Source organism: Flavobacterium sp. LM4, assembly GCF_002017935.1.
Lineage (GTDB): Bacteria > Bacteroidota > Bacteroidia > Flavobacteriales > Flavobacteriaceae > Flavobacterium > Flavobacterium chungangense.
Genome location: NZ_MUFW01000002.1, coordinates 292883 through 309695 on the forward strand (window position 1 = coordinate 292883; position 16813 = coordinate 309695).

Below are 16813 nucleotides of genomic sequence, written 5' to 3' on the forward strand. Positions count from 1 at the left end.
GGACTACCGGAATCAATAGTATTTTATCAAAGTTTAATGAATTTTAATGATTAAACTTTGATAATTTTTAAGAAGCCAATCCCGCTATCCGTTACAATCTTTTGTGGCGAACCACGCCACAAAAGGGTTTTCACTGCTATCGGGGCTAGGGCAATCGTTTTCATAAGAATGTTATTGATACAGTTTCTCATTTCGACGGAGGAGAAATCACTGAAGGAGAGCAACGCACTGTTATCGAATTACTAATGTGATTTCTCCTTACGTCGAAAGACAATATTGCGCATCTTTCAACGGATTAAAATCCGTTGGAAACGAAGATTATTTCCTAACCAATGAAACATCATCAACCTGACAAGAAGCATTTGCAGTACCATCAGCCAGAAAACCAATCTCCACTTTTCCGGCTTTAACAGGTATGTTTTTTATGATTATAGTTTTCCATGAAGCATTTTCTTCCTTTAGATTGTATGTTAGTCTTTTACCATTACTTAAAGCATACATTTCTAAGTTTGTAAAACCTTTTGTATTCTTCACTTTGGCAGTAAGTGTGTACGATCCGTCTTCTAATTTCACATACGTTGAAGAAGTAATGGTTTGAAACGTTTTTCTTTTAAAATTAATCTTATCGCTAATGTTTAAGCTTTTTTCGCCTATGACAATTTTTCTGTCATTTTCAGTATTAAAATAATTGATTACCGGAGAAGTTATTGTATCCAGTCCAATTTTATTTCCCTCAATAACCTCATTAGTCCATCCTGTTAATTCTATTTGCACGGGTTTAACAGGACTTGGAATATGCCTGCGATCAGCTTCAAAACTGCCATTTTTAACGTAATCATTATCTTTAGCAACCTTCCACTCACCTGTTTTAGTATTAATATCCCAGGAGTTAAGTGAATTAAAATAAGGTGTTTTTCCATCAAAAGACATCGGACACCATTGATTATATCCTAAGCCATTGCCTGCAAAATCTGCCCATCGGTCTCCACAATACACAATTGTTTCCTGTTTGCTTCCTTTTAAAGAAAAGAAAAAACCAGTTTGTGAAATATGGGCAAAATCTTCTGACGAACCATTTGTTACCAACATATCATTGACCGGCAGATAGGGTCCTCTTATATCATTGGCAACTAAATAATATGCAAATGAAGCATCCCATCCATAAATATTGGAAGCATACATATAGTATTTGTTTTGGTATTTGAACATGCAATTTCCTTCACGACTTTCCCCTTTAAAAATCTGCGTACAGTCCAAAAGATTTACTTTTCCTTCTTTTACTCCAATTTCAGAAACATATATTTTGTTTCGTCCTTTACCGTAAGAATAAATTAAATAGGACTTTCCGGTATCTTCATCAGTAAATACGGTTTGATCGCCAGTATTACTGGTTCCGATCATTTTCTCCATATTTATTTTTTGATGCCATGTAAATTGTCCTGTTGGGGAATCAGAAAGTGTAATCAATACCTCGCTTCCATGCTGAACAAACATGGCATATTTATTCAGCTCTTTCATATAAGCGACTCCTAAACGGCCAACCCAGGTTTTGCTTGCCTTATTTGCTTCTTCTTTAGTAACAACATCTCCTTCAAAAGTCCAATTCACTAAATCAACCGAACTATAACAGGTAACCGATTTAAAAGTAGCATTGGGTAAAGTAATATGTGGAGCATTTCTATAAATATTCGCTTCTTCATACTGAACACCGTACCAGTAATATTTTTGAATACCTGTTTTAGGATCTGCAAATTTAAAAATACCACCTCCCTGACTATTTAATGGCTGTCCGTCTTTTGTGTTCCAGAAAATATCATTTTTGATATTACCACTCTGTGCATTAACAGTAGTAATGATACTTAAAGCCAGAATAGTCATCATTAAAACAGGGTGCATTTTTTTAATTTTCATATATTTATATTTTAATTACAAACTTCTTATATGAAATAAGTCATATAAGTTCATCTATTCTAAAATGAACTTATATGACTTATTTATTTTAAATCTACATCAAATGAAGATTTTTTTACTCTAATAATAAGCTTTTATTAAACCAATTCCAATGATCGAATAATCCCTTCTTCAAGCCCTCTCAATTCGGCTAAACCTCTTAACCTTCCGATCGCAGAATAACCCGGATTATTTACTTTTCCTAAATCATCCAGCATCTGGTGTCCGTGATCAGGACGGAACGGAATTGAAATATTATGTTTTTTCTGAATCAGCAATAATTCTTTCATTACAGCATACATATCTGTATTTCCGTCTAAATGATCGGCTTCAAAGAAATTTCCTTCTTCATCACTACGAACATTTCTCAGGTGAATAAAATGAATTTTATCATCTAGCTTTTTCACCATTTCCGGTAAGTCATTCGTTTCCTTAGCTCCTAAAGAACCAGTACAAAAACAAATTCCGTTTGATTTATAAGGAGCATTTGAAAGAATAAAATCATAGTCTTCCATTGAGTTAACAATACGAGGCAAACCTAAAATATCAAATGGAGGATCATCAGGATGAATGGCCAATTGTACTCCGCACTCATCAGCAACAGGACAAATTTCGTTTAGAAAATAACTCAAATTGCTTCTTAATGCATCTCTGTCAATATTGTCATAAGCTTTCAGAGCATTACGCATCCATTCAACCGTAATCTTTTTTTCGCCAGGAATCCCGAACATTACCGTATCTGCTATTTCTTGTAATCGTTGCTCTGTAATCGTTGCAAAACGTTCCTTAGCTTTGGTTACAATATTTTCAGGAAAACTATTTTCTGCATTTTCTCTCTTTAATATATAAATATCAAAAATAGCCAGATCTACCCAGTTAAAATACAAAGCTTCAGAACCATCAGGCATTACGTAATCCAGCTGTGTTCTTGTCCAGTCATTAACCGGCATGAAATTATAGGTAATAATTTTAATGCCACAAGCTGCCACGTTACGGATGCTTTGTTTGTATTTGTCTATATATTCCTGAAAATTTCCACTTCTTGTTTTAATACTTTCGTGAACGGTAATACTTTCTACAACATCCCATGTCAGGCCGTATGCTTCAACTTCAGACTTTCTTTTATTGATTTCATCAACTGTCCAAACATCTCCGTGAGGAATTTGGTGCAGGGCTGTTACAATTCCGGTAGCACCGGTTTGTTTTATATGCTGTAAACTTACCGGGTCATTTGGTCCGAACCATCTCCAGGTTTGTATCATTCTGTTCATACTTTTCTTTTCTTAAAATTATACACCACTAAAGATGGTAAAACCACCATCTATTGTCACTTTTGAACCTGTTGCAAATTTTGATGCATCACTTAGTAACCAAACCAAAGCTCCTATTAATTCATCCGGATTTCCAAAACGTTTATAAGGTGTATTTGCAATGATTAAATTTCCTCTTTCAGTTAGACTTCCATCAGGATTAGTCAATAATGTACGGTTTTGCTCTGTTAGGAAAAATCCCGGAACAATAGAGTTCATTCTGATTTTATCGCCATATCTTTTTGCCAGTTCAACAGAAAACCATTTAGTATAAGAATCTATTGCAGATTTTGCCAGACTGTATCCTAACACTTTTGTTATAGCCTGCTCCGTAGCGACAGATGAAATATTTACGATGCTTCCAATACTTTCATTGTTTTTGATTACTTCTCCAAAAACCTGAGTAGGCAAAAGTGTTCCGAATAAATTCAGGTTCATCACTTTTTGCAAAGCATCCATGTTTAATTTAAAAATATCCTGATCTGACTGAATTACAGCATCCGGCATATTTCCTCCGGCAGCATTTACCAAACCGTCAATTTTTCCGTATTTTGAAAGAACCAAATCACGTGCTTTTATCAGATCACTTTCAATAGTTACATCTGCAATTAAAGCGATTGCTTCTCCACCGTTTTTTATAATTAAATCAGCTCTTTCATTAGCTACTTTTTCGTTTCTTCCTAAAACACCTACGATTCCGCCTGCAGCAGCAATTCCGTTGATAAAAGCTTCACCTAATATTCCAGTTGCACCGGTAACAATTATTACTTTTCCGTTTAATTCAAAATCTGTTTTCAATTTTTTTGTCTTTTAGTTTTTTTAATCCAGCAAAAATACAATTAATCCTCTTGCGCCGTGTGCGCCCAAGACTAAAGATTGTTCGATATCGGCTGTTTTTGAAGGTCCTGCAATAAAAGTGGCAAAACCATACTCTAGATTTCCAATTTTTTCGTAAGCCTGGCGCATCGTTGCTAATATGTCACTTTTTTTTACAATGATTGCCAAATATTGAGCAATAAAAGGAGCAACTCGCTGGCCTAAAATATCATCCGTAACCCATATTGCGCTATTTTCGGCAACACCAAAATGACCTTTTACAATAGCTAATTCAACATCCTGTAGCGTATGCGGATCATCATTTTTCCAGTCCAATGATGCAACTTCAGAAAGTTCAGGGATAGTCGTAATAATTCTTCTGTCAAGCGCATAATTGTTTCTGATAAAATACAAAATTTCATTGTAATTAGCTACTTCAACACTTTCTCCACCAATGTTTTTTAAAACCGTTTTATACGTTTCCAAAACATTAGGGTTTTCGGAACTTATAACATCCAAGTTCGGTAAATCTGTAATGATTCCCGGTTGGTTTTGTTTTATTTTATTTAAAATTTCAGCCTTACTACTCATTATCCTTAGCTTTAGATTCACGTGAATTTTTCTTGTACCATTCTCTAAATGATTCTTCAGGGACGTCCGGCATTTCACGCTGGTCATACCATTTGTTCATTTTATTGTTCACCATTCCGGGAATATTTTTCATTACAAACCTTCCGGATTTTCCAGCAATATTGAATACAGTAGGATTTGCCAAAACGGTTGCCATCGTTTTCATTGCAATCGTTTTTGCAGTAGGGGTATACCCTTCCTTAACCAAAACCTGACGCCATTTATACAACTGATCGTGAATGTCTATCTTTACAGGACAAACATTGGTACAAGAACCACAAAGTGTGCTTGCAAAAGGCAGATCCGCATTTTTGCTCATATCTAAATTTGGTGCCAAAATAGAACCAATTGGTCCTGCAACTGCATTGTGATAACTATGTCCACCACTTCTTCTGTAAACCGGACAAGTATTCATACAAGCGCCACAACGGATACATTTTAATGAATTTCTAAAATCTTCTCTTCCTAATTGTGTGCTTCTGCCATTGTCAACAATCACAATATGCATCTCCTGACCTTTTCTAGGTTTTTTAAAATGACTTGAAAATGTAGTAATCGGCTGTCCCGTAGCGCTTCTGGCCAATAATCTAAGAAAAACACCTAAATGTTTACGCTGCGGAATCAGTTTTTCGAATCCCATACAGGCAATGTGAACATCAGCTAAATGTGCGCCCATGTCTGCATTTCCTTCATTCGTACACACCACAAATTCACCGGTTTCTGCAACAGCAAAATTGACTCCGGTTAAAGCAACTTTACGTGTTAAGAAAGTATCTCTTAAAGTCTGACGTGCTGATTCAGTTAAATATTGAGGATTAAAATTTCCTTTTTCCGTACCCAAATGTTCATGAAAAGTTTCACTTACATCTTCTTTTTTAAGGTGAATAGCAGGTAAAACGATATGACTTGGTGGTTCCTTACGAAGCTGAACAATAAATTCTCCCAAATCAGAATCGATAACTTCAATTCCTTTTTCGGCTAAATAATCATTCAAATGGCATTCTTCAGTAAGCATGGATTTGGATTTCACCATTTGCTTAACATTATTTTTTGCCATTATAGAATGTACAATTTCATTATGCTCTTTTGCGTCGGCTGCCCAATGAACGATTATTCCGTTTTTTTGAGCGTTTGTCTCAAATTCAACTAAATAATCATGAATATTCGAGAGTACATTATTTTTAATCTGTGACGCTGTTTCCCTGAGCAATTCCCAATCCGGAATTTGATGCGCAGATCTATCTCGTTTTTCACGAACAAACCAAAGTGTTTCATCATGCCAATTAACTCGTTCTACATCTTTGTTAAAACGTTTAGAGGCTTCGCTATGTGGTATTGTTTTTTCTGAAGACATTTTTTATTAGTTTAAAATAAATCCATAGAGATCAATTTAGAATCAATTTTTATTTACAAAATTCAAAACATTTTCATGGATGTTTTGGTTTTCCTGAACAACATCAGCAACAACATTTTTCAGAAATATATTCTCTACCGGAAGTTCTTTCTGTCCCGAAATTTTCGAAATAAATTTCACATTTGTAGCTTTTACATTCTCCAGATATACATTTTTTATTGGCGTAAGTCTGCGTTCAATTGTGGGAACCAAAGTTCTCCATTGGTACAAAACATCTGTATCTATACCCAGAATTCCTGCATCAATTTTGCCAGAAACAACATTACTCATGTAAATATTGTTTACAAATCCTCCTCTGCGTTCATTTGTTTTGATAAAAAGAAGGTGATTCAATTTTGCGCCATCCACTACTGTACAATTATCAATAAAAATATTTTCAATTCCACCGGATAATTCGCTTCCGATGGCTACTAACTGATGACCGTTTTTTACGGTGCAATTCCGAATAACAATGTTTTTTGAAGGTGTATTTAATACCCATGCGTTTTTCCCACAACCTGATTTTATTGCAATGGCATCATCTCCCTGATCAAAAACGCAATCTTCGATTAATACATTCTGACTCATTTCAGGATCGACTCCGTCATTGTTATGTCCGTGAGCATATACTTTAAGATTTCTAAACACAACATGTTTAGACAAAAAAGGATGAATTGTCCAAAATGGACTATTAGTAATCGTAACTCCATCCATCAAAATGTTTTCACATCGGTTAAACTGTATAAACTGAGGACGAAAACGAGCAGTATCATTGGCCATTTGGCGCTCTTTCATCGGTTTGTTGTAAGAAGCCAGATTGTATAATTTTTTCAGGCTTTCCATGTGTGACTTTGGTCGGGTAAACCATTGTTTCCAAACATCCATTTTAGCTTTCAGTTCGCCTTCGCCTGTAATCGCAATGTTTTTACACTGATAAGCATAAATCAACGGAGAATAATTATAACATTCATATCCTTCCCATGTAGAACGGACAGCTGGTAAATAATCGTTTGTATCTTCTGAAAAAAGTAAAACTGCACCTTTCTTTAAATGAAGATTCACATTGCTTTTAAAATGAAATTTCTTTGTCAGCCATTCACCTTCCGGTATAACGATAATTCCTCCACCAACTTTGTTTGCTTTAGCAATAGCCTTATTTATTGCTTCAGAAGTTTTGTCTTTATTTCCCTGAATAGCTCCAAAATCAACAATTGAAAATTCTTTGCATTTACTAAAATCCGGAATTTTTATAGCCGGCATTTCAAAAGGCGCTTTTACCACTACTACTTTTAAAGTTACTAAAGACGTATCTTTTTTAAACGATAAAAAAATAAGCGAAAGTACTAATGCAAAACAGAGCGTTAATTTTTTCATTTTAAAGTGGTCTTTTTTACAACTTAAAATTCAGTAATTAAATAGTTGACGTATTTAATATTTCAGCAATATGAATGGTTTTTATATGGCTTTTTTGTCTTTTCAGAATTCCTTCTAAATGCATCAGGCAAGACATATCACCACCCGTAATATAATCTACATCATGCTTTTCATGATCTTTGATTCGGTCCTGACCCATTTTTACTGAAACTGCTTCTTCCGTTACACAAAATGTACCTCCAAAACCACAGCATTCGTCTTTTCTGCTTAAAGACACTAATTCCAGTCCCTTTATTTTGCTTAATAATTGCCCCGGTTTAGAGAAAAACGGTGCATTCAATTCGGTCATCTGCGAAAGCTTAAGTCCGCGTTGTCCGTGACAGCTTTGATGCATTCCTACTTTGTGAGGAAAATTACCTTCGATATGATCTACTTTAAGTACATCCGTAATAAATTCTGTTAATTCAAAAACTTTTTTGCGCATTTCTGCCGCCAGTTCTTCCTGCTTTTCATCATGCAAATGATCTTTCACATGCAAAACACAACTTCCTGAAGGACAAACGATATAATCAAATTCTGAAAAATTAGCTATAAAGTTAGCATCACAGCCTTTGGTTAAATGTGCATAACCACTGTTTGCCATAGGCTGTCCGCAACAAGTCTGTTTCATCGGAAAACGAACATCGCATCCCAATTTCATTAATAATTCGTAGGTTGCAATTCCTACTTTAGGATAAAATTGGTCGACGTAACACGGTATAAAAAGTCCAATTTTCATATTCTGGATAATTATTTTTAAAACACATACAATCTATTTTCTATGTGTTAAATGTTTTTTCACGCAGATTTTAAAAAGATTTAAGCAGATTATTTTTATATAATTAATTATCTAAAATTAAATCTGCTTAAATCTGCAAGATCTGCGTGAAATAAATCTTTAATCTTTGACTTATTATTTAATGTTTGTAAAACTTCAAATCAATCAAATCGTTCTGGATAGGCTTAGGATTCCAATTTTGATGGATTGCCAGTGCTGCTCCTAAGGCACTTGCCTGCGCCATTGAAGCTGCATAAACTTCTACATCCGGAAAAGCTTCTGCCAGTAAATTCATGAAAATTGAATTCTTACTAAAACCTCCATCCACAAAGATTTTCTTTACAGGACTATTATGAATCACTAAATTAGTTGAAAAAACCTGTTGTTCAACGAGATCCAGCATTAATTGATGATACCCAATTTCGTAAGTTTTAAAAGTAGAGAGATCTCTTTTTTGAAAAGGACATTCCTTAAGAATATCAAAATCGTACTTTTTTGGGTATACAATTTGAAAATTTACGGCTCTTAAATTCGATACTATTTTTTTATCAAAATATACTTCTTTAAAAGTATCAAACGGTACTTTAAAATGTTCCGCCAGTCTTTTTGCCTGTACTTCATGTTCGTTACCCGAAAACAAACGAGCCGCCTTTACTGGTTTTTCGGTATACTGCATATAACACAAGCAGTCGTTTTTAAGTTCTTCAAACGTTAAAGGCTTATTGTTAAAAGGATTCAGAGAAATACTCCAGGTTCCGGTTGACAATAAAACAAAAGGCTCTGTAAAGTTTATCGTATAAGGAATAATTGCCGATGAACTATCGTGCAACCCAATACCTACAGCCAAATCATTTTCTTTTTTAATAACATCTCTTCCGGGATGAATCGGTGCCAGTTTTTCTTTTATACCTTCATTTTTAAGCCATTTGTGGTACTTCATCTTTTTAAAATTCCAAAGATTCGTATGGCACCCAATACTTGTAATATCGGTATAAGCTTCATCCGTTAAAAGAAAACTTAGGTATTGCGGTAAATGCAGGCAATATTTAACTTTTTCAAATAATTCAGGACTTTCTTCTTTTAATCTGTAAATCTGCATTCCGGAATTCAGGCTTCCTAAAACAGGAGAAGCTGTTTTTACTGCAAAAACTTCTTCTCCTTTGTATTTTTTATAAAAGTCATTTTTCAGTTCTTCAGGATACTCTTTCAAATAATTGTATAAAGGAGTCAATGAATTGCCTTCTTCATCAATATAAACAAAACTAGCTCCGTAAGTGCTAAAATTAATAGCTTTCAGAACATAGTTGTTCAGGTCTTTTATTTCTGATAATCGCTCGAGAATCCACTTTTTTAGTACATCAATATTTTCGCAGGGGAAACCGTCTTCATCAACGGTTTCGTCCAGATTTACTGATTTTTCCCAAACGATTTTATAATTTTCATCAAATAAAAATACCTTTTTGTTGGTTTTACCAATATCAAAAATTGCAACTACATTCATTTCTTTAATTGTAAATTGTGAATTATAAATTATAAATTATAAATTATAAATTTTGAATTACAGAATTATGAGTTTAGCTGAGTCTTTTTAGCTTATAACTCATAATTCATAACTTATAATTATTACAATCCTGTAGCTACGGTTTTCAATCCTCTTTCGCCAATTAGATTTCCTCTAACGTCAAGACTTCTGTACAATTCAACCGGATTTAACGCCGCTCCTGAACGCAAACGTGCCTCTGCAACCAATGCGCGAACATCTGTACGGAAAGCATTTTGAAGAATTTCCTGTGCTTTTACCACATCATTTTCTTCCTGAGCGATTTCTAGTGCTTTTCTGTCAACTGAAAGCGCCTGAGCATAAGCAATCATAATCGCTTCAACAGACTGCAACAAGTCTTCCAAAGGATCCTTTACGTTGTGTGAAGCATCAATCATCCATCCTAAATCTTTAGCATGATTCATTCCGCGAGCATCCATACCTTCAACCAATTCGTTGAAGATCAAGAATAACTGGTAAGGCTTTAAAGCTCCTGCAGTTAAATCGTCATCACCGTATTTTGAATCATTAAAGTGGAAACCTCCTAATTTATTATCCATAAGCAAGATCGAAACAATCTGCTCAATATTTGCGTTTGGTAAATGGTGACCTAAATCAACAAGCGTTTTTGCTTTATCTCCTAATTTCTGAACGTATGAATAAGACTGTCCCCAATCAGCAACCGTTGTAGAGTAAAAGTTTGGTTCAGCACATTTGTATTCTAAAAACAATTTCCAGTTTGAAGGCAATGCATCGTAGATTTCTTCCAAACTTTCTAATGTATTTTGGTATGCTTTACGGAAGTTTAATTGTCCCGGGAAGTTAGAACCATCTGCCAACCAAACCGTAAGAGAGTCAGATCCTAATTCGATTCCGTGCTTAATCACTTCAATATTATGAGCAATCGCCTGTTTACGAACTGCTTTATTTACATTTTGTAAAGAACCGTATTTATAAGTATGTTCCGCATTTGCCTGATCCTGAAAAGTGTTTGAGTTCATGGCATCAAACTTCAATCCGTGTTGTCCGGCAAGCGTTTTGATCGCATTATAATCTGTTGGAATATCCCATGGAATATGTAAAGAAATAGCTCCTGAAGCATTGTTTAATTTATGAAGCAAACCTACATCTTCAATTTTTTCTTCTAATGAACGAGGCTCTCCTCCACCTGCAAAACGTCCAAATCTTGTTCCTCCTGTTCCTAAAGCCCAGGATGGGATTGCGATTTGAAAATCGATTAATTTTTGAATGATAGCTTCACTTTCTGCAATTTCTGAAGCTGTAAAAACCAATTTGTTCTGATGTTTTTTTAATAAACCATCATTATGAGATGCGATAGTGTTTGATTGAATTAACATACTTATTTATTTTTAAATAGGGTTTACAATATAAGGCTATTTCTATAAACCAAACCCTTGTTATACGTTACTTTTTTGTATTTTTTTGTTTGTTTTTAATGTGTTTAGGAAATTTATTTATAAAATACAGTTGTCATAAAAAATCTAACGTCCGACCGAAATCGAACGTTAGAAAACAAAAACCACTTTGTTAAATAAACTTAAAAAAAACTAAACAACTTATCTGTAAAAGCCCATTGTTACTCCACCGTCTACATTCAGGGCATTACCTGTTGATTTGTTCAACAAGCCTCCTACGAATGCAAAACATGCGTTTGCAATATCATCAGGCAATATAATTTCATTTAATAAGGTACGCTTCGCATAATAAGCAGGCAATTCCTCAACGGTAATTCCATATGCTTTTGCACGACCTTCAGCCCATCCGCCAGACCAGATATTAGAATCTGAGATTACAGCATCAGGATTAACTGTGTTTACACGGATTTTATCAGCACCTAATTCAGCAGCCATCAAACGTGTTAAATGTGCCTGAGCCGCTTTTGCAGAACCGTATCCAGGATTATTAGGACCCGCTACAACCGCATTTTTAGAAACGATGTTTACGATGTCTCCACCAAAACCTTGTTTGCGCATTACTTCAATTCCGGCTTTAGAAACAATAAATTGTCCTTTCACCAAAATATCATATAATCTGTCCCACTCTTCAAGGGTGTGCTCTGCAATCGATTTTGAAATACTGATACCAGCATTGTTTATTATAATATCAGCACCGCCAAATGCTAAACAAGCAGCATCTAATGCTTTTTCAGTACTTACTTCATCTGTAACGTTTAATAGGGTACTTGAAACAGCATCTTTACCAAATGATTTGATAAATTCTGCTTTTGCACCTTCTAAACGCTCTTCATTAATATCATTGATCACTACGCAAGCTCCTTCTTCAGCAAATCTTTTTGCGATAGCTTTACCAATTCCACCGGCAGAACCAGTAACTAAAGCTACTCTTCCTGAAAGTGCTTTTGGTTTTGGCATACGCTGTAATTTAGCTTCTTCCAATAACCAGTATTCGATATCAAAAGCTTCCTGATGTGGCAATGAAGTATATTCAGAAACAGCTTCTGCTCCTTTCATTACATTTACTGCATTTACATAATATTCAGATGCCAAACGAGCCATTGTTTTATCTTTGGCAAACGTAAACATACCTACTCCAGGATATAAAATTACAACTGGGTTCGGGTCACGCATTGCAGGCGAATTAGATTTTTTACAAGCATTGTAATACTCTTTGTACATCGCTCTGTAAGCTTCAAAAGCTGGAGTTAATTTAGCTTTTACTGCAGCTACATCAGATAAATCTTCGTTTGGATCTAATTCTAAAACCAAAGGACTGATTTTCGTACGTAAAAAGTGATCCGGACAAGAAGTTCCTAACGGAGCTAATTTTGATAAATCATTAGAATTAATGAATTCTAAAACTCTTGCATCATCAGTATAATGACCAATCATCTGACGTTCTGAAGAACAGAAACCTCTTAAAATTGGAGCTACTTTTGCTGCTTTTAATTTACGATCCGCTTCCGGAAGGCTGTCTATTTTTTTACCTCCAAAAACAGGACGTTTTTTTCCATAATTACTTTCTAAATAGTCAGCACACTTTTCGATTACTTCAAGTGTGTTGATATAACTTTCATAAGCAGTATCTCCCCATGTAAACAATCCATGAGATCCTAACATGATTCCGCGTAATTTTTTTCCTTTTTTCTCCGCTTCTTCCAGACAGCTTCTCAATTGAAGCCCTAAGTCGAAACCTGGACGCTGCCATCCTACCCAACCGATTTCTCCGTCGAATAATTCTTCTGTGATTTTTGCTCCGTCTTTTGCTGCAGCAATTGCAATAGCAGCATCAGGGTGGAGGTGATCAATATGTTTAAATGGTAAGAAACCGTGTAAAGGTGTATCAATAGAAGGAGCTTTTGAAGCTAAATCAAAAATACAGTGGTTAAACAATTCAACCATTTCATCTTCAAACTCAATTCCTCTGTACACATTTTCAAGATTGCGCAATCTGTCTAAATAAAGAGCAGCACAACCTGATTTTGTCAATGTTCCAATGTCTCCACCAGAACCTTTAATCCACATTACCTCAGAGCTTGCGCCTGTCAATGGGTCTTTATCTGTAATTTTAACTGAAGTATTTCCTCCTCCATAATTAGTAAGTCTTAAATCTGCTCCTAATAAATTAGAGCGATAGATAAAAAGAGCTACTTCATCTCCTGCTAATGCTGCAGCTTTAGCATCGTCCCAAAGATAGCTTACATGCTGAAAAGTCATATTGTTTGTGTTTATATTTGACATTTTAATATATTAATTGATTATTATAAAGAGTTCCCAATTCCGACTACAACAATTGATAACATGATGAGTCCGATGCCCAACAAAAATGTGTTGAACGTTTTTTTAGTTACACCTGTCCATTCTTTAAGGTAGAATCCCCAGAAGTTGGCAGTAAGTATAATAGTTGACATATGTAAAATCCATGAACTTGCTCCGTTTCCTAACTTACTTTCTCCCATTCCGTAGAAGAAAAACTGAAGGAACCACATAGTACCTGCAATAGCTGAAAAAAGTACATTTTTTGAAATCGGTGTTTTAGTATCTGTATAATTACTAAAAGTTTTATTTTTAAAATTAAGATAGATACACCATAAAAAGTTAGTTGTTAATCCACCCCAAAGGATAACTATATAGGTAACATTATTTTGAAATAAAAATTCGCCCTGATTTGGATTCAATGTTTTCCACGCCTCATTAGCCACATCTGCCATTGGTTTTCCTGCTTCAATACCGAAATTAAAGAATGAACTTAAGATACCTGAAACTATGGCAATAATTAAACCTTTTACTAAACTAAAATCCTTGTCTTTATCTTCATGTCCGGTTGCAAAATCTTTTTCTTTCAGCATCCCAGCCTTTCCTAAAATAGCAATACCTATAATACATATAAGCACTCCACCCAAAACCGTTTGCCCTCCTGTGTTTGCAAACATGTCACTAATTGATTCCTTACCTTCTGTTGGGCTGAAATTGTAGTAAATTGGCGGAATCAAAGCACCGAAAGCAGAACAAAATCCTAAGGTGATTGAGTTACCTAATGACATTCCTAAATAGCGAACACCTAATCCGTAAGTCAATCCTCCTATCCCCCAGATCAATCCCATAGTGTAAGCTAATACTTTTATGTTTGGAGCCGCATTAGCAATGATATCGGTAAAATTCGGAATTGTTAAGTAAGCAGCGATTGGCGGAACAATTAACCAGGAGAAAAAACCTCCTATTAGCCAGTAGCTTTCCCAAGCCCAATCTTTAACTTTTTTAAAAGGCATATAAAAACTGCCTGACGAAAATCCTCCAATGGAGTGAAAAATAATTCCGAGTAATGATTCCATTTATTTTTTTTTGTGGTTTAAGTTGATAGTTATTGGTTTGGTAAAATAAGAGAATGTAAAAAAGAAAACTATCCTGTACTGTCCTTTCCTTAATTTATATTTATTTTAAATCATAAATTATTGCAATAAGAATCGAATTATTGTGATTTTTTAAATTTAAAATTCATATTTTAGCAAACGCCTGCGTAATTAATATCTTTTAATGCTTTTTAAAGAAAATTATTACACATAATGCAATTTACAATACCATCTCAATACATTTGAGAGAGACTTTACTATACCAACCATGATTAAATTAATTAAGATAGATGAAGATTCAAGGGTTCCAAAATACAAGCAAATTGTAGATTCAATTCTGCAAAATATTGCTAATGGTAACCTGAAAATAAATCAAAAGATTCCTTCCATAAACAACTTCAGTGAAGAGTTTTACATGTCAAGGGATACTGTTGAGAAAGCTTATAATATTTTAAAAGAGCGTAAAATTATCTCTTCTATAAGAGGAAAAGGATACTATATTACCCGAACGAAATTAGAATCTAAAGTCAATATTTTGTTCCTGTTTAATAAACTGAGTGCGTATAAAATGAAAACCTACAGCTCTTTTATTAATACATTAGGAGCAAATGCACATGTTGACTTACATATATACCATTGCGATGAAACCTTATTTTTAAATCTGCTGGATAAATTTGAAGGTGCATACGATTATTATGTTATTACGACACACTTTAAAACAGACGAATTAAAACATTTGAGTTTTACAGATGAAGTGGCAAAAGCGATCCAGAGAATACCTCAGGAAAAGCTGGTAATTATGGATAACATAAAAATTGGATTAGGAAGCGAGGTCATCAAAATATATCAGGATTTTGAAAATGATATTTACAATGCCTTAAAAGAAGGACTTACTAAAATAAACAAATACAAAAGGCTGATTTTAATATATCCGGAAAAAGCCGTTTATCCCTATCCAAGGAGAATTTTGCATGGTTTCAGGAAATTTTGTGTAGAACACGAGATTAATTTTGAAATCTTAAGTGAAGTTTATGATGATATGATCCTTAAAAAAGGAGACTTATTTATCACTATAGAAGAATCAGACCTGGTTAATTTAGTCAAACAAATCAGGGACGAAGAATACGTATTAGGAAGTGACATCGGTATTATATCCTACAACGACACCCCGTTAAAAGATTTATTGGGCATAACAGTTATGTCTACTGATTTTAATGAAATGGGTGAAATTGCTGCAAGAATGATATTAAACAAAGAAAAAGGAGAAATAAAAGTCCCATTTAATTTTATAGATAGAAACTCTATATAATTAATTGTAAGACTATACCGTTTTTTCAGATTTGTATTCATTACAAAACAATCTTTAAATGTTAATTTTTCAAACTTATTTCTTTTATTTAGAATTAATATAAATAATATTCTATCTTTGTCACCAGCTTCTGGCCTAATACCACCAAGGGATAACCAATCCTTAACCAGAGTTATATAAAATAGATGAATATTAATACCCGCTTTGAATCCGAAACTTTTGAATCTTTTAAAAAAGGAGAAGAAGCTGCGTTTACCTATTTTTATCATAACTATTTTAGCAGGATTGCTTCTTTCTGCGTTCAATTTGTTTATGATGCTGATGAAGCAGAAAATCTGGCACAAGAAGCTTTCATTAATTTATGGGAAAACAGGGAAAACATTGATTCCATAAACGGAATACAATCCTTTTTATATACTTACGCCAAATCAAAATGCCTGAACTTCATCAGGCATAATAAGGTCAAAGATAAATTCAAAAACGACTTATTAAATCACAAAGAAAGAGAACTCGACATCGAAGTCTTAAATTCGATTCAGTTTGATACTTTAGAATTGACCGAATTAGAACGCATTATTAACGAATCGATAAACGATTTACCTCCCAAAACGCGTGAAGTTTTTATCAAAAAACGTTTTGAAAATAAAAAAAACGCAGAAATCGCAGAAGAAATGCAGGTAACTTTAAAAGCTGTTGAAGCCCATATGACAAAGGCTTTGAAGATTTTAAAAGCAAAATTATCTGATTATTTATTCCTGTTTTTTATTCTTATTTGTAATAATTAAAAATTAAACATAGGGTTTTTGATTTCTGAAGTGTACTAATAATAACGAGAAGTTTAAAACT

13 protein-coding genes are annotated in these 16813 nt (G+C 34.2%); 2 read left to right on the forward strand and 11 right to left on the reverse strand.

Annotated elements, in window-relative coordinates; translation table 11 throughout:
• Window positions 1–318: 318 nt before the first annotated feature.
• From BXU10_RS15210 to rhaT, 11 genes are all read right to left on the reverse strand, one after another.
• Window positions 319–1911 carry a family 43 glycosylhydrolase gene (locus tag BXU10_RS15210; RefSeq protein WP_078228180.1) on the reverse strand — a complete coding sequence of 531 codons (1593 nt, stop codon included), beginning with the start codon at window positions 1909–1911 and terminating at the stop codon, window positions 319–321.
• Between the two features lie 137 nt (window positions 1912–2048).
• Window positions 2049–3212, reverse strand: coding sequence for a mannonate dehydratase (gene uxuA, locus BXU10_RS15215; protein WP_223255497.1), 1164 nt, complete (start codon window positions 3210–3212; stop codon window positions 2049–2051).
• A 27-nt stretch (window positions 3213–3239) separates the two neighbouring features.
• Entirely contained in the window at window positions 3240–4058 is an 819-nt protein-coding gene (locus BXU10_RS15220) for an SDR family oxidoreductase (RefSeq protein WP_078228182.1), read from the reverse strand.
• 21 nt (window positions 4059–4079) lie between these two features.
• Entirely contained in the window at window positions 4080–4667 is a 588-nt protein-coding gene (locus BXU10_RS15225; protein WP_078228183.1) for an LUD domain-containing protein, read from the reverse strand.
• A complete protein-coding gene (locus tag BXU10_RS15230) occupies window positions 4660–6060 on the reverse strand; it encodes a lactate utilization protein B (protein WP_078228184.1) in 1401 nt (466 codons plus the stop codon). Before BXU10_RS15230 ends, BXU10_RS15225 begins: the two co-directional genes overlap by 8 nt.
• 42 nt (window positions 6061–6102) lie before the next feature.
• A complete protein-coding gene (locus tag BXU10_RS15235) occupies window positions 6103–7473 on the reverse strand; it encodes a glycoside hydrolase family 28 protein (protein WP_078228185.1) in 1371 nt (456 codons plus the stop codon).
• 37 nt (window positions 7474–7510) lie between these two features.
• Window positions 7511–8251: a (Fe-S)-binding protein gene (locus BXU10_RS15240; RefSeq protein WP_078228186.1), complete on the reverse strand. Its 741-nt coding sequence runs from the start codon at window positions 8249–8251 to the stop codon at window positions 7511–7513.
• Window positions 8252–8429: 178 nt separating this feature from the next.
• Window positions 8430–9791 carry an FGGY-family carbohydrate kinase gene (locus BXU10_RS15245; RefSeq protein WP_078228187.1) on the reverse strand — a complete coding sequence of 454 codons (1362 nt, stop codon included), beginning with the start codon at window positions 9789–9791 and terminating at the stop codon, window positions 8430–8432.
• Between the two features lie 122 nt (window positions 9792–9913).
• Window positions 9914–11188, reverse strand: a complete 1275-nt coding sequence (locus BXU10_RS15250; RefSeq protein ID WP_078228188.1) for a TIM barrel protein — start codon at window positions 11186–11188, stop codon at window positions 9914–9916.
• Window positions 11189–11407: 219 nt separating this feature from the next.
• The gene (locus BXU10_RS15255) at window positions 11408–13549 is read right to left on the reverse strand and encodes a bifunctional aldolase/short-chain dehydrogenase (RefSeq protein WP_078228189.1); all 2142 of its coding nucleotides are present in this window, start codon (window positions 13547–13549) and stop codon (window positions 11408–11410) included.
• Between the two features lie 20 nt (window positions 13550–13569).
• Window positions 13570–14640 carry an L-rhamnose/proton symporter RhaT gene (rhaT, locus tag BXU10_RS15260; RefSeq protein WP_078228190.1) on the reverse strand — a complete coding sequence of 357 codons (1071 nt, stop codon included), beginning with the start codon at window positions 14638–14640 and terminating at the stop codon, window positions 13570–13572.
• A 286-nt stretch (window positions 14641–14926) separates the two neighbouring features.
• Here rhaT and BXU10_RS15265 point away from each other — a divergent pair, with 286 nt between their 5' ends.
• Window positions 14927–15967 carry a GntR family transcriptional regulator gene (locus BXU10_RS15265; protein ID WP_078228191.1) on the forward strand — a complete coding sequence of 347 codons (1041 nt, stop codon included), beginning with the start codon at window positions 14927–14929 and terminating at the stop codon, window positions 15965–15967.
• A 185-nt stretch (window positions 15968–16152) separates the two neighbouring features.
• Window positions 16153–16752, forward strand: a complete 600-nt coding sequence (locus tag BXU10_RS15270) for an RNA polymerase sigma-70 factor (RefSeq protein WP_078228192.1) — start codon at window positions 16153–16155, stop codon at window positions 16750–16752.
• Window positions 16753–16813 lie beyond the last annotated feature (61 nt).